The 23,673-nt window shown below is 69.3% G+C and carries 24 protein-coding genes; 9 read left to right on the top strand and 15 right to left on the bottom strand.

From position 1 onward, the window contains the following. Window positions 1–145 precede the first annotated feature (145 nt). From mutL to KHC23_RS24100, 3 genes are read left to right on the top strand one after another with little or no spacing between them, the layout of a single operon-like run. Window positions 146–2,032 carry a DNA mismatch repair endonuclease MutL gene (gene mutL / locus KHC23_RS24110; RefSeq protein ID WP_213376244.1) on the top strand — a complete coding sequence of 629 codons (1,887 nt, stop codon included), beginning with the start codon at window positions 146–148 and terminating at the stop codon, window positions 2,030–2,032. Between the two features lie 24 nt (window positions 2,033–2,056). Continuing rightward, entirely contained in the window at window positions 2,057–3,337 is a 1,281-nt protein-coding gene (locus KHC23_RS24105; protein ID WP_213376243.1) for an NAD(P)/FAD-dependent oxidoreductase, read from the top strand. A 10-nt stretch (window positions 3,338–3,347) separates the two neighbouring features. Continuing rightward, window positions 3,348–3,869, top strand: coding sequence for a DedA family protein (locus KHC23_RS24100; RefSeq protein WP_213376242.1), 522 nt, complete (start codon window positions 3,348–3,350; stop codon window positions 3,867–3,869). A gap of 21 nt (window positions 3,870–3,890) precedes the next feature. On the opposite strand, the gene KHC23_RS24095 is transcribed toward KHC23_RS24100, so the two are convergent. The 5 genes from KHC23_RS24095 to KHC23_RS24075 all read right to left on the bottom strand — a co-directional run bounded on the left by KHC23_RS24095 (window position 3,891) and on the right by KHC23_RS24075 (window position 7,258). Further along, window positions 3,891–4,091, bottom strand: coding sequence for a hypothetical protein (locus KHC23_RS24095; RefSeq protein WP_213376241.1), 201 nt, complete (start codon window positions 4,089–4,091; stop codon window positions 3,891–3,893). Window positions 4,092–4,110: 19 nt separating this feature from the next. Next, the gene (locus KHC23_RS24735; protein ID WP_213376240.1) at window positions 4,111–4,425 is read right to left on the bottom strand and encodes a BrnT family toxin; all 315 of its coding nucleotides are present in this window, start codon (window positions 4,423–4,425) and stop codon (window positions 4,111–4,113) included. Window positions 4,426–4,547: 122 nt separating this feature from the next. Next, on the bottom strand, window positions 4,548–5,567 hold the full coding sequence (gene ilvC / locus KHC23_RS24085) for a ketol-acid reductoisomerase (RefSeq protein ID WP_213376239.1): 1,020 nt from the start codon (window positions 5,565–5,567) through the stop codon (window positions 4,548–4,550). A 14-nt stretch (window positions 5,568–5,581) separates the two neighbouring features. Further along, entirely contained in the window at window positions 5,582–6,244 is a 663-nt protein-coding gene (locus tag KHC23_RS24080) for a TetR/AcrR family transcriptional regulator C-terminal domain-containing protein (protein WP_213376238.1), read from the bottom strand. 69 nt (window positions 6,245–6,313) lie between these two features. Beyond that, entirely contained in the window at window positions 6,314–7,258 is a 945-nt protein-coding gene (locus KHC23_RS24075) for a DMT family transporter (RefSeq protein ID WP_213376237.1), read from the bottom strand. Between the two features lie 195 nt (window positions 7,259–7,453). On the opposite strand from KHC23_RS24075, the gene KHC23_RS24070 reads away from it, so the two are divergent. Next, a complete protein-coding gene (locus tag KHC23_RS24070; RefSeq protein ID WP_213376236.1) occupies window positions 7,454–7,999 on the top strand; it encodes a DUF924 family protein in 546 nt (181 codons plus the stop codon). Window positions 8,000–8,053: 54 nt separating this feature from the next. On the opposite strand, the gene ilvN is transcribed toward KHC23_RS24070, so the two are convergent. Beyond that, complete coding sequence (gene ilvN / locus KHC23_RS24065; protein WP_213376235.1) at window positions 8,054–8,569, bottom strand: acetolactate synthase small subunit; 516 nt, start codon at window positions 8,567–8,569, stop codon at window positions 8,054–8,056. 158 nt (window positions 8,570–8,727) lie between these two features. After that, entirely contained in the window at window positions 8,728–10,488 is a 1,761-nt protein-coding gene (locus KHC23_RS24060; RefSeq protein ID WP_213376234.1) for an acetolactate synthase 3 large subunit, read from the bottom strand. A gap of 351 nt (window positions 10,489–10,839) precedes the next feature. Between KHC23_RS24060 and dapB the strand changes: the two genes are divergently transcribed. The 3 genes from dapB (at window position 10,840) to KHC23_RS24045 (ending at window position 12,887) form a co-directional block, all read left to right on the top strand. Continuing rightward, the gene (dapB, locus tag KHC23_RS24055; protein WP_213376278.1) at window positions 10,840–11,646 is read left to right on the top strand and encodes a 4-hydroxy-tetrahydrodipicolinate reductase; all 807 of its coding nucleotides are present in this window, start codon (window positions 10,840–10,842) and stop codon (window positions 11,644–11,646) included. Window positions 11,647–11,662: 16 nt separating this feature from the next. Beyond that, window positions 11,663–12,286, top strand: coding sequence for a 2,3-bisphosphoglycerate-dependent phosphoglycerate mutase (locus KHC23_RS24050; RefSeq protein ID WP_213376233.1), 624 nt, complete (start codon window positions 11,663–11,665; stop codon window positions 12,284–12,286). Between the two features lie 154 nt (window positions 12,287–12,440). Beyond that, a complete protein-coding gene (locus KHC23_RS24045; RefSeq protein WP_213376232.1) occupies window positions 12,441–12,887 on the top strand; it encodes a PACE efflux transporter in 447 nt (148 codons plus the stop codon). A 129-nt stretch (window positions 12,888–13,016) separates the two neighbouring features. On the opposite strand, the gene KHC23_RS24040 is transcribed toward KHC23_RS24045, so the two are convergent. Both KHC23_RS24040 and KHC23_RS24035 read right to left on the bottom strand, forming a co-directional pair. Continuing rightward, window positions 13,017–13,916: a methylated-DNA--[protein]-cysteine S-methyltransferase gene (locus KHC23_RS24040; protein WP_373878529.1), complete on the bottom strand. Its 900-nt coding sequence runs from the start codon at window positions 13,914–13,916 to the stop codon at window positions 13,017–13,019. A gap of 66 nt (window positions 13,917–13,982) precedes the next feature. Further along, the gene (locus KHC23_RS24035; protein ID WP_213376230.1) at window positions 13,983–14,513 is read right to left on the bottom strand and encodes a DUF2244 domain-containing protein; all 531 of its coding nucleotides are present in this window, start codon (window positions 14,511–14,513) and stop codon (window positions 13,983–13,985) included. A 22-nt stretch (window positions 14,514–14,535) separates the two neighbouring features. Here KHC23_RS24035 and nth point away from each other — a divergent pair, with 22 nt between their 5' ends. Beyond that, window positions 14,536–15,414: an endonuclease III gene (nth, locus tag KHC23_RS24030; protein WP_246544933.1), complete on the top strand. Its 879-nt coding sequence runs from the start codon at window positions 14,536–14,538 to the stop codon at window positions 15,412–15,414. Window positions 15,415–15,417: 3 nt separating this feature from the next. Here the strand turns inward: nth and KHC23_RS24025 are convergent, their stop codons facing one another. Further along, window positions 15,418–16,080, bottom strand: coding sequence for a sulfate transporter family protein (locus KHC23_RS24025; RefSeq protein WP_213376229.1), 663 nt, complete (start codon window positions 16,078–16,080; stop codon window positions 15,418–15,420). Between the two features lie 364 nt (window positions 16,081–16,444). On the opposite strand from KHC23_RS24025, the gene KHC23_RS24020 reads away from it, so the two are divergent. Beyond that, on the top strand, window positions 16,445–17,827 hold the full coding sequence (locus KHC23_RS24020) for a flavin monoamine oxidase family protein (RefSeq protein WP_213376228.1): 1,383 nt from the start codon (window positions 16,445–16,447) through the stop codon (window positions 17,825–17,827). 129 nt (window positions 17,828–17,956) lie between these two features. Here the strand turns inward: KHC23_RS24020 and pheT are convergent, their stop codons facing one another. The 5 genes from pheT to KHC23_RS23995 all read right to left on the bottom strand — a co-directional run bounded on the left by pheT (window position 17,957) and on the right by KHC23_RS23995 (window position 23,671). Further along, window positions 17,957–20,377, bottom strand: a complete 2,421-nt coding sequence (pheT, locus tag KHC23_RS24015; RefSeq protein ID WP_213376227.1) for a phenylalanine--tRNA ligase subunit beta — start codon at window positions 20,375–20,377, stop codon at window positions 17,957–17,959. Window positions 20,378–20,396: 19 nt separating this feature from the next. Continuing rightward, entirely contained in the window at window positions 20,397–21,497 is a 1,101-nt protein-coding gene (gene pheS / locus KHC23_RS24010) for a phenylalanine--tRNA ligase subunit alpha (RefSeq protein ID WP_213376226.1), read from the bottom strand. A 290-nt stretch (window positions 21,498–21,787) separates the two neighbouring features. Then, complete coding sequence (gene rplT, locus KHC23_RS24005; protein ID WP_213376225.1) at window positions 21,788–22,171, bottom strand: 50S ribosomal protein L20; 384 nt, start codon at window positions 22,169–22,171, stop codon at window positions 21,788–21,790. A gap of 31 nt (window positions 22,172–22,202) precedes the next feature. Next, entirely contained in the window at window positions 22,203–22,403 is a 201-nt protein-coding gene (rpmI, locus tag KHC23_RS24000; protein ID WP_213376224.1) for a 50S ribosomal protein L35, read from the bottom strand. Window positions 22,404–22,648: 245 nt separating this feature from the next. Beyond that, window positions 22,649–23,671, bottom strand: coding sequence for an SH3 domain-containing protein (locus KHC23_RS23995; RefSeq protein ID WP_213376223.1), 1,023 nt, complete (start codon window positions 23,669–23,671; stop codon window positions 22,649–22,651). Window positions 23,672–23,673: the final 2 nt, after the last annotated feature.

The raw sequence follows: 23,673 nt of genomic DNA, 5'->3' as shown, positions 1-23,673 counted from the left end.
AATGCGGCCCAGGCGGGAACGGCTGCGCCGCCTCCCTTCTCCATCCGAGCCCCCGCCGGGCTCATGCGCGCCATCGGGCATGGCCCGCGCCGCCCTGCTATAGTCCGCTCACGCTTTCCCGAATCGGACCCTGCCCGGACCCGCCATGCCGCTGCGCCTGCTGCCCTCCACCCTGGTCGACCGCATCGCTGCCGGCGAAGTGGTCGAGCGTCCGGCGGCGGCGCTGAAGGAGATCGTCGAGAACGCGCTCGACGCCGGCGCTACGCGCGTCGAGATCGTCATCGACGGCGGCGGGCGCCGGCTGATGCGCGTCACCGACGATGGCTGCGGCATGAGCGCGGAGGAGCTCGCCCTCGCGGTGGAGCGCCACGCCACCTCCAAGCTCGACGGCGAGGATTTGCTCGCCATCGCCACGCTCGGCTTTCGCGGCGAGGCGCTGCCCTCCATCGGTTCGGTGGCGCGGCTTTCCATCACCAGCCGGCCGAAGGGAGCCGAGAGCGCGCACGAGATCCGCGTCGAGGGTGGCGTCAAGGCGCCGGTGCGCCCGGCCGCGCTCGGCTTCGGCACGCGGGTGGAGGTGCGCGACCTGTTCTTCGCCACCCCGGCGCGGCTGAAATTCCTCAAATCCGAGCGCGCCGAGACGGCGGCGGCGGTCGATGCGGTCAAGCGCCTCGCGCTGGCCCGGCCCGAGGTCGGCTTCACCCTCGTCACCGATGACCGCCCGCCGATCACCTGGCCCGCCCGCGCGCGCGACCGCGATGGCCGGCGCGCCCGCATCGCGGATATCCTCGGCCAGGAGGCGGGCGGCAATGCGCTCGACGTGGAGGGCCTGCGCGAGGGCGCGCGGCTCTCCGGCCTCGCCGGCCTGCCGACCTACTCCAAGGCCAACTCGCTGTCGCAATACCTGTTTGTGAACGGAAGGCCGGTGCGCGACAAGGTGCTGATCGGCGCCATCCGCGCCGCTTATGCCGACCTGCTGCCTTCCGATCGCCACCCGGTGACGGCGCTGTTCCTCGACCTCGACCCGCGCGAGGTCGATGTGAATGTGCACCCCGCCAAGACCGAGGTGCGGTTTCGCGACGCCGGCAATATCCGCGCGCTGATCGTGCGCACGCTGACCGACGCGCTCACCTCGGGCATCCCGCGCACCGCTTCCACCACCGCCGACCGGCTGGCGCAGTTCGCTCGGCCCGACTTCGCCACCGGCTACCGGCCCGAGGCGCGGCCGGGAAATTACGACTGGACCCGCTCCTGGGCGGCGCCGGGGGAGGGCATGGATGCCGCCGCCCCGCCCGATGGCGGCTTTGGCGAGGCGTCGGCGCGTTTCGACTTCGATGCCTCGGGCGGCGAGGTGGGCGGTGAGGGAAGTTTCGGCGGCGAACTCGGCCTCGCCCTTGCCCCCTCAGCGGACGCCCGCGCCAATATCGGCCCGGCCGCGCCGGAGTTGATGGAGCGCCCGCTCGGCGCCGCCCGGGCGCAGTTGCACGAGACCTATATCATCGCCCAGACGCGCGACGGCGTGGTGGTCGTCGACCAGCACGCCGCGCATGAGCGCATCGTCTATGAGAAGCTGAAGGCGGCGATGGCGCGCGACGGGCTCGGCCGCCAGATGCTGCTGGTGCCCCTCGTGGTCGAACTGGACCCCTCCGAGGCGGCGCGGCTGACGGAGCGTGCCGACGCGCTGGAAAAGCTCGGCCTGGTCATCGAGCCGTTCGGCCCCGGCGCGCTGCTGGTGCGCGAGGTGCCGGCGCTGCTCGGCAATGCCGATGTGCCCGCGCTGGTGCGCGAACTCGCCGAGCACGCGGCGGAATGGGACGATGCGCTGCCGCTGGAGCGCCGGCTTCTCCACATCGCCGCCACCATGGCCTGCCACGGCTCGGTGCGCGCCGGCCGCCGCCTGCGGGTGGAGGAGATGAACGCACTGCTGCGCGAGATGGAGGAGACGCCGAACGCCGCGCAGTGCAATCATGGGCGGCCGACCTTCGTCACGCTGGCGCTCGCCGATATCGAGCGGCTGTTCGCACGGCGCTGAGGGGCCGGCTGGAGTGAAGTGAACATGGCGTCCGACAGCGATCATCCCCGCAGCTGGTATGCGGCCACGGCGAACCGGTCCTCCCCGCTGCCCCCGCTTCAGGGCGGCGCGCGGGCGGATGTCTGCGTCATCGGTGGCGGCTATACCGGCCTTTCCGCCGCGCTGCACATGGCCGAGGCCGGGCTCGACGTGGTGCTGCTGGAGGCCGGGCGCGTCGGCTCGGGCGCCTCGGGCCGCAATGGCGGGCAGATCCACACCGGCCAGCGTCGTGACCAGGACTGGCTGGAGGCGCATGTCGGGCTCGACGACGCCAAGGCGCTGTGGCGGATGGCGGAGGACGCCAGGGCGCTGCTGCACGATCTCATCACCCGGCATGCGATCGACTGCGACGTGCGCGCCGGCCTCGTCGTCGCCGACCACAAGCCCGGCTATGTCGCCCACAGCCACGCCTATGCGCGCAAGCTCAACGAGGTCTACGACTACCCCCACGCCGCCCCGCTGACCCGCGAGGAACTGCGCGCCATCGTCGGCTCCGACGCCTATTATGGCGGCATGATCGACCATGGCGGGGGCCATCTGCACCCGCTCAACCTCGCGCTCGGCCTCGCCGAGGCGGCACGGCGGGCCGGCGCCCGGCTGTTCGAGCATTCCCGCGCGCTGCGCATCGAGGAAGGCGCGAAGGTGCGTGTCATCACCGCCGCCGGCTCGGTGGAGGCGGACTGGGTGCTGGAATGCGGCGACGGGCTGCAGGACGGGCTCGACCGGCGGGTCGACACCCACGTCATGCCGATCTGCAACTACATCGCCGCCACTGCGCCGCTGGGCGCGCGGGCGCGGGAGATCATCTCCAACGACGCCGCCGTGGCCGACAGCCGCTTCGTCGTCAATTACTACCGGCTGTCGAGCGATGGCCGGCTGCTGTTCGGCGGCGGCGAGAGCTATCGGCGCGGGCTGCGGCCCAACCCCGGCGAGTTCGTGCGGCCCTATATGCTGAAAATCTTTCCGCAGCTCGGGGATGTGGCTATCGACTATGGCTGGGGCGGCGTTCTCGGCATCACCCTGACCCGGCTGCCCTTCGTGCGGAAGCTGTCGCCGCGCGTGCTCACCGCCGCCGGCTATTCCGGCCAGGGGGTGATGCTGGCGCCCTATTTCGGCAAGCTGCTGGGCGAGGCGGTGAAGGGTCAGCTCGGCGGGTTGGACCTGCTGGCGCGCCTGCCGGTGCCCGCCTTTCCCGGCGGCCCGCTGATGCGCTGGCCGCTGCTGGTGGCCGGCATGAGCTATTACGCCCTGCGCGACCGGCTGTGACGGCGCGCCGATGGGGTTGGAGGCCTATGCAAGGCAGGTGCTGGATTTCGTCGAGACCCACGCCCATTGGGCGCCGTGGATCGCCTTCATCCTCGCCTTCGGCGAATCGCTGGCGGTGGTCTCACTGTTCTTTCCCGCCACTTTCGTGCTGGTCGGGCTCGGCGCGCTGATCGCGGCGGGCGGCGCACCCTTCCTGCCGGTCTGGCTGGCGGCGGCCCTCGGCGCGGCGCTCGGCGACGCCGTTTCCTACGCGATCGGCCTGCACTTCAAGGACCGGGTGCGGGGTTTCCCCATCCTGCGCGGGCATCCCGGCCTGCTCGACCGCGGCGAACGCTTCTTCAACCGCTGGGGCGTGTGGAGCGTCTTCATCGGGCGGTTCTTCGGCCCCATGCGGGCGGTGGTGCCGCTCGTCGCCGGCATGTTCGCCATGCCGTTCACCCCGTTCCAACTGGCCAACATCACCTCCGCCATGCTGTGGGCGTTGCTGCTGCTGGCGCCCAGCGCGGCGGCGATGAAGGTGCTGGGCTATTGAGGGCGGCGGAGTCGCTGGCGCCTATTCGGCGGCTTCCCTGGGCGGCTTGCTGTGACCGGAATCGTCGTCCCCGTCGCCCGCCTGCTGCGCCTTTTCCGCCTGCGCCCTCTCCCGCCGCGCCTTGGCCGGAAGGACCAGATCGAACTCGGCGAGTTCGGCCTCGGTGGGCCAGGTCATGTCCTTGTCCCACGCCCAATGCGCGCGGATGTCCGCGTCCGACATGGCGTCGAACCTCGACCAGTCAAATTCCTTTGCGAGACGATCCGCCTCTTCCAATTGCTTCTTGGTAGGCACGCCGTTCACTCCGATTGGCGACCCTTAGGGAAATGATGCGCCGACGGCCATCCCGCCAGTGCCAGACGCAGAATAACACGCGGTCGGCCACGACGGCCACGGTTTCGAATCGCGGCTCATCCTCCGGCGATTTGTCGGAGAGGTCCTCGGTCTTTTCGCGACCGTCGAACATCAACGCCGCGAAGAGGAGCGGCAAACCGCGATTGGCACGGTTCGCCGCGTCCTTGTCATCATCCCACTCGAAGTCGTCCGTCTCGCCCACGCGGGTCTCCGCAAACCGTTGAAGGTCAAGATAGCGGAGACCCGAAAAGCGTGAGGCCGAATTGTCGATAAGCCTGGGTATTGCCTGTGGAGGGCCTGTGGAAAGCGGTTTCCCGCTTGACCTCAGTTCTTCGCCTTGTCGACCAGCTGGTTCTTGGCGATCCAGGGCATCATGCCGCGCAGCTTGGCGCCGACTTCCTCGATCTGGTGGGCATCGTTGATGCGGCGGATGCCCTTGAAGCGGGAGGCGCCGGCGCGGTATTCCTGCATCCAGTCGGAGGTGAACTTGCCGGTCTGGATGTCGGTCAGCACGCGCTTCATCTCGGCCTTGGTCTCGGCGGTGATGATGCGCGGGCCGGAGACGTACTCGCCCCATTCGGCGGTGTTGGAGATCGAGTAGTTCATGTTGGCGATGCCGCCCTCATAGATGAGGTCGACGATCAGCTTCACCTCGTGCAGGCACTCGAAATAGGCCATTTCCGGGGCGTAGCCGGCTTCCACCAGCGTCTCGAAGCCGGCGCGGATCAGCTCCACCAGGCCGCCGCACAGCACCACCTGCTCGCCGAACAGGTCGGTCTCGCACTCTTCCTTGAAGGTGGTCTCGATGATGCCCGAGCGGCCGCCGCCAACGCCGCAGGCGTAGCTGAGGCCGAGGTCGAGCGCATTGCCCGAGGCGTCCTGGTGCACCGCCACGAGGCACGGCACGCCGCCGCCCTTCTGGTATTCGCCGCGCACGGTGTGGCCGGGGCCCTTGGGGGCGATCATCACCACGTCGACGCTGGCCTTCGGCTCGATCAGGCCGAAATGCACATTGAGGCCGTGGGCGAAGGCGATGGCGGCGCCGTCGCGGATGTTGGGGGCGATCTCGTCGCGGTAGATGTCGGCCTGCAGCTCGTCCGGGGTGGCCATCATCATCAGGTCGGCCCATTTGGCGACCTCGGCGACGGTCATCACCTTGAGGCCGTCGGCCTCCACCTTCTTGGCGGTCGCCGAGCCGGGCTTCAGGCCGATCGCGATCTCCTTGACGCCGGATTCCTTGAGGTTCAGCGCATGGGCGCGGCCCTGCGAGCCATAGCCGATGATGGCGACCTTCTTGCCCTTGATGAGGTTCACGTCGGCGTCGCGGTCGTAATAAACGCGCATGGATGTCTCCTGTGTCACGCGTTGGCGGTGTGGTGTTCCGGCACGGTGGTCGCCGTGCCGTAGAGGGTGAGAAACTGGTCGGTGGCGCGGGCGGCATCGCGCGCGATCTCGGCCTGGGTGAGGGCGAGCCTGTCGCCCAGCAGGAGCCTGATCTGCACGTCGCGGCCGACCAGCCCGATGAAGCTGCGAAAGGCGGTCTCGGTGTCGTCGAAGTCGATCAGCCCGGCCTCCCGGCCGGCATCGAGCACCGGCTTCAACCGGTCCCCGATGGCGAAGCGCCCGTTCGCCAGCATGATCGCGCCGAGCTTGCCCCCGCCCGTATCGGCCCGGGCGATGGCAAAGCGGTTGAGCGCGATCGAGGTCGGGCTGGAGATGACGCCGAGCCAGTTGCTCGCGAAACGGGTCAGGCTGTCGTGCAGGGCCGTCGCGTCGAGCCGGGTGCGGTCGTAATTGCCGGCGCGCACCTTGGAGGCCTGCCAGCGCACGGTCGCGGTCAGCAGGCCGTCGCGGTCGCCGAACCATTTGTACAGGCTTTCCTTGGAGCAGCTGGCGCGGCGCGCCACCGCATTCATCGTCAGCTCGCCGCCCTGTTCCACCATCAGCGCCAGCACGGCATCGAGCACGGCCTGCTGGCGCGCCGTCAGCGTCTCCTCATGTGGCTCGGCGGGCATCGTCATCGGTGGAAAGGGTCCGTACCGTACGTTACGGTTCGGTCTACAGGAGCGCCCCGCCGCGCGCAAGCGCCGTCAGCGGGGTGCGCGGCGGCGGAAGCGGTATCTCCAGGGAATGCGCGTGAGCGAGGCGAGCGCGACGCCGCCCGCCGCCAGCGCCATGCCGGCCCAGGCGACCAGTGGCATCGCTTCGCCGATCAAGCCCCAGGCGATCAGCGCGCTGCAGGGCGGCACCAGGAAGAACAGCGCCGACACCTTCGCCACCTCGCCGGCACGGATCATGGCGAGATAGAGCGAGATGGCGATCAGCGAGTTGCCGACCACGAGATAGAACAGCACCGCGATGAGCGGCAGCGACCAGTCGACATGGCCATCCTCCAGCAGCAGCGCCAGCGGCAGGGTGCAGGCGAAGCCGACGGCGCATTGCACCGTATTGGAGACCAGCGGGTGCTGCGGCGCGCCGAAGCGCTTCTCGTAGAGCGCGCCGGCGCACATCGCCATCAGCGCACCCACGCCCAGCAGCACCACCCCCGGCGAGGTCACTTCCATCGCCGCGCGCGAGGTGATCACCAGCGCCGCCCCGGCGAGGCCGAGCAGCAGGCCGATCCAGCGCAGCATCCCGACCCGCTCGCCGGTGAAGGCCGGCGCCACCAGCCCGACCACGATCGGCTGCATGGAGACGATGATCGCCAGCGCGCCCGCCGAAATGCCGAAGCGGAAGGCGAAATAGCTCAGGTTGAAATAGAGCACCTGGATGAAGAAGCCGACCACGGCGAGATCGACATAGGCGCGCGGGCGGCGCGGCAGCGGCGGCCGGAACCAGGCCAGCAGCGGCAGCAGCACCGCGAGCACGAAGCCATAGCGCCAGGCCAGCAGGGTGAACGGCCCGGTATAGAGGATGCCGACCTTCGCCACCGCGAAGCCGCCCGACCACAGCAGCAGGAACAGGAACGGCGCCGCCAGCAGCCACAAGGGCTTGCCCGTGCCGGCCGCCGGCACCACGCCTGCACGCTCGCTCACGATGTCGCGTCTCCGTCGCTCCGGCGTGGCAGCGGCGCGAGGCGCCGCGAAGCACCCCGCGAAAGCGGCATCTTCACACGCCTTCCGTCCCGAGGCCAAGAGCGGAAGGTGCGGCGCAGCACGGCCATCGCGCCGGGGCTCGACTTTCGCGCCCGCATCCTTATGTCGGGGCAGCGACAGAAAAGGGGACCGTCCATGAGCCTGCCCACTGCCGACGAGATCATCGCCTTCTGGCGAAACGCCGGGCCGGAACGCTGGTTCGAGAAGGACGCCGCCTTCGACGCCGCCATCCGCGCCCGCTTTTTCCCTGCCTATGAGGCGGCGGCCGCTGGCGCGCTGCGGGCATGGGAGGACACGGCGGAGGGCTGCTACGCGCTGATCCTGCTGCTCGACCAGTTCCCGCGCAACCTGTTCCGCGGCTCACGGCAGGCCTTCGCCACCGATGCGCAGGCGCGCGCGATCGCCGATGCCGCCATCGCGCGCGGCTTCGACCGTGCCTTCGAACTGCCGGAACGGCGCTTCTTCTATGTGCCGTTCATGCATTCGGAGGAACTGGCGGACCAGCAGCGCTGCGTCGCCCTGTGCGAGGCGGCGGGCGACGCGGAGGGGGTGCACCACGCCGTCATCCATCGCGACATCATCCGCGACTTCGGCCGTTTCCCGCACCGCAACCCGGTGCTGGGGCGCGACACCTCGGAGGCGGAGCACACCTTCCTCAAGGACGGTGGCTTCGCCGGCTGAGGCAGGATGGCGGTGGAGCGCCGCCAAAGAGCGCCGGTCCCAGCCGGCGGGCGCTCACATCCCTTCCGGGCCGCGTCCGATGGCGGCGACACCGGTGCGCGACACCTCGACCAGGCCGAGCGGCTCCAGCAGCGAGACGAACTGGTCGATCTTCTCCGGCTTGCCGGTGATCTCGAACACGAAGCTCTCCAGCGTGGTGTCGACGGTGCGGGCGCGGAAACTATCGGCGATCAGCAGCGCTTCCTGCCGGATCTCGCCCTTGCCACGCACCTTGATCAGCGCCAGCTCGCGCTCCACCGCCTTGCCGACCACGGTGAGGTCGACGACGCGGTGCACCGGCACCAGCCGGTCGAGCTGGCTCTTGATCTGCTCGATGATCATCGGCGCGCCGGTGGTCACCACGGTGATGCGCGAGAGGTGCGAGGCATGGCTGACCTCGGAGACGGTCAGGCTGTCGATATTGTAGCCGCGCCCGGAGAACAGGCCGACGATGCGGGCGAGAACGCCCGGCTCGTTGTCGACCAGCATGGAAAGGGTGTGGCGTTCGGCGGGATCGTTGACGGGAGGCATGGGGCACTCTGAAAAGGGGGCTGCCGAAATGCGAAAGATCCATCATTCCTCATGGCCGGGCTTGACCCGGCCACCCAGACTTCGGCTTCACCTGGACACTGGGTCCCCGGGGCGAGCCCGGGGATGAGGGAAGGAAGCGAAGGCGGCGAAAACCCGCCTCACACCAGCATCTTGCCTTCCTCGTCGATGGCGTCGTCCAGCGCTTCGGGATGATCGGGCATGATCATCTCATTGTGCGGCTTGCCCGAGGGGATCATCGGCAGCACGTTCTCGGTCTTGTCGACCAGGCAGTCGAACAGCACCGGGCGATTGACGCTCAGCATCTCGTGGATCGCCCCGTCGAGATCGGCCGGGTTCGAGCAGCGGATGCCGACGCCGCCATAGGCTTCCGCCAGCTTGACGAAGTCCGGCAGCGATTCCGAATAGGAATGCGAGTAGCGCCCGCCATGCAGCAGGTCCTGCCACTGCCGGACCATGCCCATATATTCGTTGTTGAGCACGAAGATCTTCACCGGCAGGTCGAACTGCAGCGCGGTGGAAAGCTCCTGCAGGCACATCTGGATCGAGGCTTCGCCGGCGATGTCGATGACGAGGCTCTCGGGATGGGCCACCTGCACGCCGATGGCGGCGGGTAGGCCATAGCCCATGGTGCCGAGGCCGCCGGAGGTCATCCAGCGGTTGGGCTGCTCGAAGTGGAAGTGCTGCGCCGCCCACATCTGGTGCTGGCCGACCTCGGTGGTGATGTAGACGTCCTTGTCCTTCACCTGCTCGTAGAGCGACTTGATCGCCTGCTGCGGCTTGATGATGCGGGTGGACGACGGGAAGGCGAGCGACTTGCGCGCGCGCCACTTGTCGATCTGGCTCCACCAGGAGGCGATCGCCTTGCGGTCCGGCTCGGCCTTCATGCCGCGCCAGACGGTGAGGATATCTTCCAGCACGTGCTTCACATCGCCGATGATCGGCAGGTCGACCTTGACGTTCTTGTTGATCGAGGACGGGTCGATGTCGATGTGGATCTTCTTCGAGCCGGGCGAGAAGGCGTCGAGGCGGCCGGTGATGCGGTCGTCGAAGCGCGCGCCGATGCACAGCATGACGTCGCAATCATGCATCGCCATGTTGGCCTCATAGGTGCCATGCATGCCCAGCATGCCCAGCCACTGCCGGTCCGAGGCCGGGAAGGCGCCGAGCCCCATCAGCGTGGAGGTGACCGGATAGCCCGACAGCCGGGCGAACTCGCGCAGCACGCGGCTCGCCTCGGGGCCGGAATTGATCACGCCGCCGCCGGTGTAGAGCACCGGCCGCCTGGCCTTGGCCAGCATCTCGACCGCCGCCTTGATCTTCTCCGGGTCGCCCTTCAGCCGCGGCTGGTAGGTGCGGTGCTGGATGTTCTCCGGCCCGACATACATGCCCTTGGCGAACTGCACGTCCTTCGGGATGTCGACCACGACCGGGCCCGGACGCCCGTTCTGCGCCACGTAGAACGCCTCGTGCATGACGCGGGCGAGGTCGTTGATGTCGCGGACGAGGTAGTTGTGCTTGGTGCAGGGCCGGGTGATGCCGACCGTGTCGCACTCCTGGAAGGCGTCGGAGCCGATGAGATGGGTCGGCACCTGCCCGGTGATGCAGACCAGCGGGATGGAGTCGAGCAGCGCGTCGGTGAGGCCGGTGACGGCATTGGTGGCGCCGGGGCCGGAGGTGACCAGCACCACGCCCACCTTGCCGGAGGAGCGGGCATAGCCCTCCGCCATGTGCACCGCGCCCTGCTCGTGCCGCACGAGGATGTGCTTCACCTGGTTCTGGTGGAACATGGCGTCATAGATCGGCAGCACCGCGCCGCCGGGATAGCCGAACATGTGCTCGACATCCTGGTCGATCAGGGCCTGCATCACCATTTCGGCGCCGGTCATCTCGCGCATCATGGTCTTTTTCCTTCTACGCTCGTCGTCTCTTGCGTCGTTTGCCAAATGCCCGAAGGGCGGCCAGAAAATCAAAAGGCCCCGTCAGGGGCCATTTCCGCGCGTCACCGTTGGGCGGAGCAGCCGTCAGGCCAACTCCGCGGGGACGCGCCATCCTACGATAAGGGTAATATTCTTGCGCATCGCGGCGCCGCTCCTTCGTAAAGTTGCGCGAGGTGTACAGCCACGCCGCGCACGCGTCAAGCATATGGGCCTGACGACGCGAAGAATGTAGGCACATAGCGCACTTTTCGTGGCACATGAACGCCGCTATACCGCGCGGGGAAACAGGGAGCAGGCCGTCACATGACGCAGATGCGGCTCGTCGTCGTCGGAGCCTCGGGCCGCATGGGCCGCGTGCTGATGCGCACCATCAGCGAGGCGCCCGACCTGCTGCTGGTCGGCGCGGTCGACCAGCCCGGCAGCGAGTATCTCGGCCGCGACGCCGGCGAACTCGCCGGCCTGCCGCCGCTCGGCCTCAAGGTGTCGGACGACGCGCTCACCCTGTTCGCCGCTGCCGACGGGGTGGTCGACTTCACTATTCCCGCCGCCAGCGTCGCCTATGCCGCCCTCGCGGCGCAGGCGCGGATCGTGCATGTCATCGGCACGACCGGCTTCTCCCCCGAGGACGATGTGAAGATCGCCGCTGCCGCGCGCCACGCCGCCATTGTCCGCTCCGGCAATATGAGCCTCGGCGTGAACCTGCTGTCGGCGCTGGTGCGCCGGGTGGCCCGCACGCTCGACGAGGGCTTCGACATCGAGATCGTCGAGATGCACCACAACCGCAAGATCGACGCCCCCTCCGGCACCGCCCTGCTGCTGGGCGAGGCGGCGGCGCAGGGGCGCGGCGTGACGCTGGAGCAAAACGGCGTGTTCACCCGCCACGGCGTCACCGGGCCGCGCCGCCCCGGCGACATCGGCTTCGCCACGCTGCGCGGCGGCACGGTGGTGGGCGAGCACAACGTCGTCTTCGCCGGCGCCGGCGAGCGCATCGAACTCGCCCACCGGGCCGAGGACCGCGGCATCTTCGCCCGCGGCGCGCTGGCCGCCGCGCGCTGGGCGCGCGGGCGCAAGCCGGACCTCTATTCCATGACCGACGTCCTCGGCCTCACTGATTTCTGACCGCACGGAGCACCCGATGTCCGAACGCCTCCTCGTCCTCGTCCGCCACGGCCAGAGCGAATGGAACCGCAGGAACCTGTTCACCGGCTGGCGCGACCCGGACCTCACCGCGCTCGGCGTCGAGGAGGCCAAGAAGGCCGGCGCCCGGCTGAAGGCGGAAGGCTACCAGTTCGACATCGCGTTCACCTCGCTGCTCTCGCGGGCGCAGAAGACGCTGGATCTCGCGCTGGTCGAACTCGGCCAGGTCGGCCTGCCGGTCATGAAGGACCTCGCCCTCAACGAGCGTAACTATGGCGACCTCGCCGGTCTCAACAAGGACGATGCCCGTGTCAAATGGGGCGAGGAGCAGGTGCATCTCTGGCGCCGTTCCTATGACGTGCCTCCGCCCGGCGGCGAGAGCCTGAAGGACACCGTCGCCCGCACCTTGCCCTACTACGTCACCGAAATCCTGCCCAAGGTGCTGCAGGGCAACCGGGTGCTGGTCTCCGCCCATGGCAATTCGCTGCGCGCGCTGATCATGGTGCTGGAGAAGCACACGCCGGAAACCATCACCCATCGCGAACTCGCCACCGGCGCGCCGGTGATCTACCGGCTGAAGGCGGATTCGACGGTGGAGAGCATCACCGACCTCGCTGGCTGAACGCCGCTCATGCCCTTGTCCCAAAACCGGCGCGCCATCCCGGCCACGCCGGTCTTGCCGTAAATCCAAGCAGACCCATATGAGCCGCGTGAAGACGACTTCCCCCACATCGGGAACCAAGGCGGGACGGCCCGAGACGAAGGGGAGAACCGTCATGCGCGGCACCGCCGATCGCATCCGCCACGTCGTCAGCTTCGAGATCATCGCCCTGTCGCTCATCACCCCGCTCGGCGCGTGGGTGTTCGGCGTGCCTGTGTTCGACATGGGCGCGGTCGGCGCCGCCGCGGCGCTGATCGCCGCCAGCTGGAACTATGTGTTCAATCTCGGCTTCGACCATGCGCTGGCGCGCTGGCGCGGCTCCGTGCGCAAGACGCTGGGGCTGCGCGTGCTGCACGCCGTGCTGTTCGAGGCCGGGCTGGTGGCGGTGCTGGTGCCCTTCGTCGCCTGGTATCTCGGCGTCGGGCTGGTCGAGGCGTTGCTGATGGACCTCGCTCTGGCCGGCTTCTTCCTGGTCTATGCGTTCCTGTTCAACTGGTCGTATGACGCGCTGTTTCCTCTTCGCGAGACGGCGCCGCCGATGCGTGCCGCCGGCCGGGTATAGAGCCCTTGTCCGATCGGCTGGAATCACCTGATCGACAGGAAAATGCTCTGTGATCAATAAATCGGGGTATTTTTTCACCGCGAAAGCCAGTCAACTTTCGCGGTGAATGCTCCAGCGCGGCCGGCGCGCTCAGGCGCCGCCCCATTCCTTGCAGAGCTGCCCCGCTTCCCAGCCGAGGATGGCGCGCTTGCGCGTGAGGCCCCAGTGATAGCCGGTGAGATCGCCATTCTTGCCGAGCACGCGGTGGCAGGGCACGACGAAGGACATCGGGTTCTTGCCCACCGCCGCGCCGATGGCGCGCGCCGCCCTGGGGCGCTCGACGCGCTGGGCGATGCTGGAATAGGTGGTGGCCTTGCCGAGCGGGATGCGCATCAGCGTCTCCCACACCTGCACCTCGAAATCGGTGCCGATGAAGACGATGCGCAGCGGGTCCTCGGGATGCCATGTCTGCTGGTCGAAGATGCGCGCGGCATAGGGGGCGGTGGCCACCGGGTCCTCGATATAGAGCGCGTTCGGCCAGCGCCGGCGCATGTCGGCCAGCGCCTTGTCCTCCTCGCCCTCATCGGCGAAGGCGAGGCCGCACAGGCCGCGCGGCGTGACCATGGCGAGCGCGCTGCCGAATTGCGAGGCGTGGAAGCCGTAGCGCACCACCAGGCCGGCGCCGCCGGTCTTCCACTCGCCGGGCGACATCGATTCATGCACCACGAACAGATCGTGCAGCCGCCCCGGCCCGGAAAGGCCCAGCTCATAGGCGGCGTCCAGCACATTGTCGGATTCCGACAGCACGCGGCGGGCGGCGTCGATCGTCACTGCCTGCAGGAAGTCTTTCGGCGTCAGCCCGCACCAGCGGCGGAACAGGTCGGTCAGCGCCCGGGGATGCACCCCGGAGGCGCGGGCGATCTCTTCCACTTCCGGCTGGTCGCGGAAGCGCAGATTCACATATTCGACGGCGCGGCGCACGATCTCGTAATCGGCGGCGGCGATTTCCAACGGATGGGCGGCATCGAGATTGGGCGCAAGCACGGGCATCTCCTCCCGCTGGTTCCATCCGACCACGGCCCGCAACACCGGGCCACCCGATTTCGACACGCGCCTTCAGACCGCCGAGCGCGCCACGCCGCGCTTGGCCTCGGCGAGCGCGCGCGCGAGGCTTTCCGCCAGTTCCTCGCGCTGCGCCGTGTGCAGGAAACTGCCGATCACATAGGGGCGCCCGCGCGCCTCCAGCGCCAGACGCTGCAGGCCGTAATCCTCGATCCGCTCATGGGTGAGGCGGGTCCAGAGCGGATTCAGTTCCTCGCGATATTCCGACCCGTCCGCCGCGACATGGCGCAACCGGATCACGCTCGGCGTCACGGTGATTTCCTCGCAGGCGCGGGCGGCGCGGAAATTGAGCCGGAAGGCCCACCAGATGGCGAGGACGTCGAGCCCGAACAGCCCGAACACCGGCCACGCCCCCATCATCAGGAAGGCGAGCCCGCAGATGAAGCTGATGCCGGCGACGATGAACATCACCACCATGAAGCCGCGCTGGTCGAGCGAGCGGTGCGGCCGGTAGCGCACCGAAAACAGCTCCGGCTCGTCATGGCCGGCGCCATCAGTCAAAGGGGCGGTATTGGCAGCGCTCATGGGCTCACATTATAGGTCGAAAATGACGGATGAGGACAGGGATTCGGTGCGCCGTCCGGCGCGCCCGCGAAAGCGGCCGGCGGCCGGGCCCGGCCAGCCCGTTGCCGCGGCCGTGAATCGCGCCGAGGGCGCGGGAAAGGCGTCCAAGGTCAAAGCCGCCGGCTCCGCGCTGGCGGCGCTGGAAGAACAGGCCGCCGCCCGCCCCGCCCGTCGGCGCGCGGTGGCCAATGCCGCCGCCGCCGCCCTCGGCGGCGCGTTTCGCCCTTGGACGGAAGGCGAGGTCGAGACCGCCTTCGCCCGTTTCGAAGCGGCCGACCCGCACCCGCAAGGCGAGCTGGAGTATCACGACCCGTTCACCCTGCTGGTCGCCGTGGTGCTCTCCGCGCAGGCGACCGATGTCGGCGTCAACAAGGCGACGCGCGGGCTGTTCAAGGCCGCGCCGACGCCGCAGGCGATGGTGGCGCTGGGCGAGGACGGCGTGGCGCAGCACATCCGCACGCTGGGCCTTTATCGCGGCAAGGCGAGGAACGTGGTGGAACTCTCCCGCCGCCTCATCGCCGAGCATGGCGGGCAGGTGCCACCCGACCGTGCGGCGCTGGAGACGCTGCCCGGCGTCGGCCGCAAGACCGCAAATGTGGTGCTCAACATCGCCTTCGGGTTGCCGACCATCGCCGTCGACACCCATCTGTTCCGCGTCGCCAACCGCACCGGCCTCGCCCCCGGCAAGACCCCGCTGGAGGTCGAGCTGGGGCTGGAGCGCACCATTCCCGACCGCTTCAAGCTGCATGCCCATCACTGGCTGATCCTGCACGGGCGCTATGTCTGCAAGGCGCTGAAGCCCGACTGCCCCCGCTGCCTGATCGCCGATCTATGCCGCTGGCCGGAGAAGACCCCGGGCTGACCCTCACCCCGCCCGCGACAGCCGCTTGTGCAGCCGCACCATGAAGATGGTGGCGAACACCGGGGTGACGAGGTTGAGGATCGGCACCGACACCACGGCGGCGATGACCAGCCCGGCGAGAAAGATGGCGATGCCATGATGCCGGCGCAGCAGCGCCACCTCGTCCTCGCTGCGGTAGCGCATCGCCGCGAGCTGGAAATATTCCCGCCCGAGCAGGTAGCCATTGGCGACGTAGAACACGACGAGGTTCACCCCCGGCACCAGCAACAGCAGCAGCGCCACCAGGTTCACCGCCAGCATCACGCCGAAGAATTTGAGCGTCAGCACCAGCGAGCGGCCGATCGGCAGCGCCTGCCCCTCGCGCTCTTCGGGAAAGTCGGTGCGCTCCACCTGCGCGGCGACATCGTCGAGGAACAGGCCGGCGATCAGCGAGGTCACCGGCGGTACCAGGAAGATGGCGCCGATGAAGATGCCGAAGGCGGCGAGGATGTCGACGGTGATCTGCGCCCAGCGCAAATCGAGCGTCACGAAATAGGTCAGCGCGTAATGCGCGCCGACCCCGAGCGCGATCAGCAGGCCGATGGCGAGGCCGACCGAGCGCAGCAGCACCCGGCGATATTCCGGCGAAAAGGTCTGGGCAAAGGCCGTGAGCGCGTCCCGCAGCATCGGTGTTCCTCTTGTGCGGCCGCCCCGTTGGTGGGCCGGCCGGGCCGCGACATCAGGCATCCGTATGTCGCGGTCGGACCCCTAGGTAAGGCGCCGCACCGCCGCTCTCAAGGCGCAGCCGGCGCGAGGCGGAAGGTCGGCGCGGCGCCCGGCAGCAATCGCTTGGTGGCGCTCCGGGCTTGCTTTTTCGAATCGGGAACCGAGTCCCGATTCGTTCTCCTGTGAACAAAACATGATTCGGCACAAGCGCTTAGCCGGCATCCCCGTTTCCCGCCCGCCTGCGCCGTTCGCGGGTCGGCCGCGCCTTCGCCACGCCGGCCGGGCATGCTAGCGTAGCGCGCATCATCGATCGAGTGCTCGCCGCATGACCCGAACGCGCCCTCCCGGCACGCTGAACCGCCGTCATTTCCTCGCCGCCGCCTCCGCCGCGCTGCTGCCGGCCCCCGCTCTCGCCCAGTCGGGCGGCGGCGTGACCAATGTCGATGTCGTCATCATCGGCGGCGGGGCGGCCGGCATCGCGGCGGCGCGACGGATTGCGGACGCCAAGCGCAGCTATGTGCTGCTCGAGGCGAGCGAGAAGCTGGGCGGCCGGGCGCGCACCGACACCGTCTTCGGCGTCCGGGTCGATCTCGGCGCGGGCGGCTTCGCCCGTAGCGAGGGCACGCTGGCCGCGAGCGCGCAGGCGGCGGGCCAGAGCCTCATTTCCCTGCCCTCCGGCCGGCGCCTGTTCGCCGACGGACATGAGGTGCGTGAGAGCGCCTATGACGCCTTCACCCTCGCCCTCGGCACCGCGCGGCGGGACCTGCGGGCCATGGCCGACAGCGGCAAGGACGTGGCGGCGACGCTGGCGCTGCAGGCGGCCGTGCCCGACCCCGCCACTTCGCGCCTGACCGCGCCCTGGGCCGCCACGGTGGCGCAGTTCCTGGGCCCGCTGAGCTGCGGGCGCGCGCTCGCCACCCTGTCGTCGCTCGACCTCTCGCGCCGCGACGCCCCGCCGGACGACACCACCAGCCCTTCCGGCATCGGCACGCTGATGGAGGGCCTTGGCGCCTGGCTGAACGTGCAGAAGCAGGCGCCGGTCACGCTGATCACCCATGGCGGGCGCTTCCATGCCGTCGCCGTGCGCGGCCAGCGGGCGCCGATCCGCGCCCGCGCCATCGTGCTCGCGGTGCCCGCGCCGGTGCTGGCAGCCGGGGCGATCCGCTTCAACCCGGGGCTGCCGCCGCGCCTCGTCGCCGCGCTGCGGGCGGTGCCCGCCGGCGCGCTGGAGCAGGTGGCGTTCCTGCTGCCGGGAAATCCGCTGGCGCTGGAGCCGAACGAGGCGGTGCTGGCGCGGGCCGGCACCGCGCCGCCGGCCCTGCTGCGCGGCCGCATCGGTGGCAGCGACCTGCACATGCTCACCTTCGGCGACGCCCCCGCCCGCACCATTGCCGAAAAAGGCGAGCCGGCCGCGCTCGCCCTCGCCCGTGACTGGCTGCGGGCGACCTTTCCCGGCAGGGAGGGCGCTATTGGCGAGGTCGCGTGCTCGCGCTGGGGCCAGGACCCGCTCATCCGTGGCGCGCTCAGTGCCGCCCTGCCGGGCCAGGGCGCGCAGCGCCGCATCTTCGCCGACACGGTGCAGAACCGGATCTTCCTCGCCGGCGATTATGTGCCGGCCAGCGGCTGGGGCACGCTGGGCGGCGCCTGGGCCTCCGGCGAGGCCGCCGCCACCCGCGCGTTGCGCCTGTTCGGCGACGGGCCGGCCTGAGGCGCCCCGGCTCTCCGTCCGCCGGCGCGACCGGAGAGCCGGTATCGCTGCCGGATGTCACGATCCCGGATCGGCCGTCCGGCCGTCCGGGACGAAGGTCATGCCGGGATGACGGTCATCCCGCCAGCCTCAGCCGCGCAGCGTGGCGCCGGTCTTCTTCGTCACTTCGGCGACGATCTTCGAAGCCACCGCCTCGATCTCGGCATCGGTCAGCGTCTTCTCGCGCGGCTGCAGCGTGACCGAGAGCGCCACCGATTTCGCCTCGGCGTCGATCCCCGGTGCCTTCAGGTTCTCGCCCTCATAGAGGTCGAACACGTTCACCGCGGTGATCAGCTTGCGGTCGACGCCGGCCGCCGCCTTCACCATGTCGCCGGCGGCGACGCCGCGCGCCACCACGAAGGCGAAGTCGCGCTCCACCGGCTGGAAGGCGGCAAGCTCCAGCAGCGGCTTGACCCGCGTCGGCTTGGCCTTGGGCGCGGGGATGCGGTCGAGCAGCAGCTCGAAGCCGACCAGCGCCCCATCGCAATCGAGCGCCTCCAGCACGGAAGGGTGCAACTCGCCGAAATGGCCGATCACATTGGGGCCGAGGCGGAAGGTGCCGGAGCGGCCGGGATGGAACCAGCCCGGGGCGTCGGTCGAAATCTGCAGGTTCGCCACCGGCGCGCCGCAGGCGGCGAGCAGCGCCAGCGCGTCCGCCTTGGCGTCGAACGCATCCACCGCGCCCGACTTGCCGGACCAGTGCCGCCCGGCGCCCGCCGGCTTGGCCGTAGCGCGGCGCAGCCCGGTGGCGGCGATGAACTGGTCCTGCGGCCGGTCGCCCCTGAATACCTGCCCGACCTCGAACAGCGCGACATCGCCAAGCCCGCGATCCGCATTGGCCTGCGCGGCGCGGATGAGGCCCGGCAGCAGGCTGGGGCGCATGTCGGAGAGGTCGGCGGCGATCGGGTTGGCGAGCGCCAGTTCGTTCTGGCCGCCGCCGAACAGTTCCGCCTGCGCCTTCGGCACGAAGGACCAGGTGACGGCCTCCACCAGCCCGCGCGCGGCGAGCGCCCGCTTGGCCTTGCGGGTGCGCAGCTGCAGCGTGGTCAGCACCGGCTTGCGGGCGGTCTCGTCGCGCGGGAAGGGCAGCGAGGGCACGCGGTCGAGGCCGGCGATGCGGATCACCTCTTCCACCAGGTCGGCCTTGCCCTCGATGTCGCCGCGCCAGCTCGGCGGTGTCACGGCGACGGTGCCGGCGGCGCCTTCCACGGCGAAGCCGAGCCGGCACAGGATCGCCACCTGCTCGGCCTCGTCCGCCACCAGCCCGGTCAGCTTCTCGGTGAGCGCGAGCGGGAAGTCGATCGCCCGCGTGGTGTCGGGGATCGTCCCCGCCAGCACCACTTCGGAGGGTTCGCCGCCGCACAGGTCGAGAATGAGCTTCGTTGCCAGTTCCAGCCCCGGCAGGGTGAAGGCGGGGTCGATACCGCGCTCGAAGCGGAAGCGGGCGTCGGAATTCAGTCCCAGCTTGCGGCCGGTCTGGGCGATGTTGATCGGCTCCCACAGCGCGGATTCGACCAGCACGTCGGTCGTTGCCTCGTCGCAGCCCGATTCCTCGCCGCCCATCACCCCGGCGAGCGATTCGACGCCCCTGTCGTCGGCGATGACGCACATGCCGGCGTCAAGCGCATAGGTCTTGCCGTCGAGCGCCAACAGGCTCTCGCCCTCCCGCGCGCGGCGCACTACGAGGTCGCCGCGCACCTTGGCGGCGTCGAACACGTGCAGCGGGCGGTTCTGGTCGAAGGTCAGGAGGTTGGTGACGTCGACCAGCGCGTTGATGGGGCGCAGGCCGATGGCGCGCAGCTTGGCCTGCAGCCAGTCCGGCGAGGGGCCGTTCGTCACCCCGCGCACCAGCCGCAGCGCGAAGGCGGGGCAGGGCGCCTCGTCGGCGATGGTGACGGCGACCGGGCAGGGGAACATGCCCGCCACCGGCGCGATCTCGTCCTCCACCAGCGTGCCGAGGCCGGCGGCGGCGAGGTCGCGGGCGATGCCGTGCACGCCGAGCGCGTCGGCGCGGTTCGGCGTCACCGCGATCTCGATCACCGGGTCGTCGAGGCCGATCCAGTCGACATAGGTGGCCCCGACCGGCGCGTCCTCGGGCAGGTCGAGAATGCCGTCATGGTCCTCGGAAAGCTCAAGCTCGGCGGCCGAGCACAGCATGCCCCGGCTCTCGACGCCGCGAATGGTGCCGATTCCGAGCGTCATGTCCTTGCCGGGAATATAGGTGCCGGGCGGGGAGAACACGCTCTTCATGCCGGTGCGGGCATTGGGCGCCCCGCACACCACCTGCACCGGCTCGCCGGCGCCGGTGTCGACCATGCACACGCGCAGCTTGTCGGCGTTCGGGTGCTGAACGGCGGAGACGACATAGGCGATGGTGAAGCCCTTGAGCTTGGCCGCCTTGTCCTCGACGCCTTCGACTTCCAGCCCGATGCGGTTGAGCGCGCCGGTCACCTCGTCGAGCCCATAGTCGCCGGAAAGGTGCTCGCGCAGCCAGGAGAGGGTGAATTTCATGGTCGTGTCCTCTCCAGCGTCAGTTCGACAGCCCGCCCGCCAGCGTCGGGAAGTCGAGCGGGCGGAAGCCGTAATGGGACAGCCAGCGCACATCGGCCTCGAAGAAGGCGCGCAGGTCCGGCATGCCGTATTTCAGCATGGCGATGCGGTCGATCCCCATGCCCCAGGCGAAGCCCTGATATTCGTCCGGGTCCAGCCCGCAATTCCTCAGCACGTTCGGGTGCACCATGCCGCAGCCGAGGATCTCCAGCCAGTCCGAGCCCTCGCCGAAGCGGATCTCGCCCGGGCGCGACCGGTCGCACTGGATGTCGACTTCCATCGAGGGCTCGGTGAAGGGGAAGAAGGACGGGCGGAACCGCATCTTCACATTGTCGACCTCGAAGAACGCCTTGCAGAACTCTTCGAGAATCCACTTCAGGTGGCCGAGATTCGACCCCTTGTCGATGACGAGGCCCTCCACCTGGTGGAACATCGGCGTGTGGGTCTGGTCGCTGTCCGAGCGATAGGTGCGGCCGGGGCAGATGACCCGGATCGGCGGCTTGCCGGCCAGCATGGTGCGCACCTGCACCGGCGAGGTGTGGGTGCGCAGCACGAGGCGCGAGCCGTCCTCTTTCGTCGGCAGGTAGAAGGTGTCGTGCATCTCGCGCGCCGGATGCCCCTCGGGGAAGTTCAGCGCGGTGAAATTGTGGAAGTCGTCCTCGATGTCAGGGCCTTCCGCCACCGCGAAGCCCATATCGGCGAAGATGGCGGTCAGTTCGTCAATCACCTGGCTGATCGGGTGCAGGCGCCCCAGTTCGGCCGGGGTCTCGCGCACCGGCAGGGTGACATCGACGCGCTCGGTCTCCAGTCGCTTCGCCAGCGCCGCGGCCTTGAGTTCGGCGCGGCGGGCGCCGAGCGCCGCGTTGAGGCGGTCGCGCAGGCCGTTGATCGCCGGGCCGGCGGATTTGCGCTCCTCCGGGCTCATGCCTCCCAGGCTCTTGAGCAGTTCGGAGACCGAGCCCTTCTTGCCCAGCGCGGCGACGCGGATCGCCTCCAGCGCCGGCTCGTCGGCCGCGCCCGCAATGCCGGCGGTCAGCTCGCGCTCCAGCGCATCGAGATCGGGAAGGGCGGCAACGGACATGAATCGACCTCGACGGCAATGCGGTGTGAATAGAAGGGAAGAGGCGGAACGGAAGCCATGACCTCCGCCCGCCTGCCGTCATCCTGAGGTGCGAACGCAGTGAGCCTCGAAGGATGTTCATCTGGGACGACGTCCTTCGAGGCCCCGCTCACGCGGGGCACCTCAGGATGACGGCGCGAGAGGATGACAGCACCTGACCCGCGGTGTCTTAGCCGAGCTACACCAACGCGAAAAGCCCCAACGCTTGCGCGCGGGGCTTCCCAGACTTCGGTCCCGGCATTACCGGAAGATCAGGCGGCCTGCTTTTCCGGCGCGGACTTCTCCAGCGCCGCCTTGGCCTGCTCGACCAGCGCCGCGAAGGCGGCGGGCTCGTGGATGGCGATATCCGAGAGCACCTTGCGGTCGACCTCGATCCCGGCCTTGCCGAGACCGTCGATAAATCGGCCATAGGTGAAGCCGAGTTCGCGGGTCGCCGCGTTGATGCGCTGGATCCAGAGCGCGCGGAAATTGCGCTTCTTCACCTTACGGTCGCGATAGGCGTATTGCTGCGCCTTCTCGACGGCCTGCTTGGCGATGCGGATGGTGTTCTTGCGGCGGCCGAAATAGCCCTTCGCCGCCTTGAGCACCTTCTTGTGCTTGGCGTGCGAAGTGACGCCGCGTTTGACACGTGCCATGGGAATCTCTCCTGGTACTGGCTAGGGGGCGTCAGCCGTTGGGCAGAAAGAACTTGCGAACGTTGTCGGCATCACGCTCGGACATGACCGTGGTACCGCGCTGGTCGCGGATCTGCTTGTTGGTGCGCTTGATCATGCCGTGGCGCTTGTTGGCCTGGGCCATGATCACCTTGCCGGTGCCGGAGAGCTTGAAGCGCTTCTTCGCTCCGGACTTGGTCTTCATCTTGGGCATTTGCTCGGTCTCCACAGCCGGCGGCGCTCCCGCGAGGGGATGTCCCGGCCCAATCTAGTGTGAGCGTTCGAACCGCCACGGCAGCCCTTGTAGCCGGGCGGTTCTTGAAGGCCGCACCCTCTACAGGAGCGGCGGGATTATTTCAAGTGTACGACAGGCCGCGGCCCGGCATTGTTCACCGGGCATCGCGTCGCTTGGTGCGGCAGCGCGGGCCCGGCGAGAGACGCCGGGTCCGCGCCCGCCTGCTAGTTGCCGCAGCCGGGAGCGCCCTTGATGCAAGGCCCCCGCACCTGACCCGGCTTCTGCCCCTGCTGGGGTGGGCGCCCACCCTGCTGGGGTGGCCTCCCCTGCTGCGGGCGCCCCTGCTCGGGACGACCGCCCTGCTGAGGTGGCCGCCCACCCTGCTGGGGTGGCCTGCCTTGAGGCGGGCGCCCCTGTTCGGGACGGCCGCCCTGTTGAGGCGGGCGCCCGCCCTGATGCGGAGGCCTCCCCTGCTGCGGCCCGCCCTGGGGCGGACGGCCGGCATTGGGGCCACCCGGGCCACCCGGCTTGCCGGGACCGCCCCAGCCGGGACCGCCCGGACCACCCGGCTTTCCGGGGCCACCCGGACCTCCGGGGCCACCCGGGCCACCCGGCTTGCCGGGACCACCCCAGCCGGGGCCACCCGGCTTGCCGGGACCACCCCAGCCGGGGCCACCCGGGCCACCTGGCTTTCCAGGGCCACCCGGTCCGCCCGGCTTGCCGGGACCGCCCCAACCGGGGCCGCCGGGACCTCCGGGCTTGCCAGGGCCACCCCAACCCGGACCTCCGGGGCCGCCCGGCCCCCAGCCCGGCGGGCGCGGGCCCGGATGCGGGCCCGGCCGATAAGGCGGCCGGTAGCCCGGCCCCCAGCGGTCATAGGTCGAGTACCAAGGCCGACCGCGGTAATAGCGGCCCCAATAATCATTGAAACTGAAGGCGATGATCGGCACGCCGATGGTCGGGGCGTAATCGTAGAACTCGACCCGCCGGCCGCGATAATCAGTTTCGATATACGCCGCCGCCACCCAGCCGCGCACATCGTCCACGGCCACGTCGCACCAGCTGTAGTCGTCGAGACAGCCGAAAATGGTGAGCGGCGCGCCTTCGGCCAGCACCACGACGACGGGGTAATCCGTGCCGGGGCCCGCCCGCAGATTGAGATTTGTCGTAACGTAACCACGGTCCTGTGCCACTGCGGCACCGGCAAGCGCCAGCCACAGCAGCGCGCCCGCAACCAGACTTTTCATCG

This window comes from Ancylobacter dichloromethanicus (assembly GCF_018390645.1).
Taxonomy (GTDB): domain Bacteria; phylum Pseudomonadota; class Alphaproteobacteria; order Rhizobiales; family Xanthobacteraceae; genus Ancylobacter; species Ancylobacter dichloromethanicus.
Note: the sequence above shows the minus strand (reverse complement) of the source record. Positions and strands in the feature narration are given on the sequence as shown.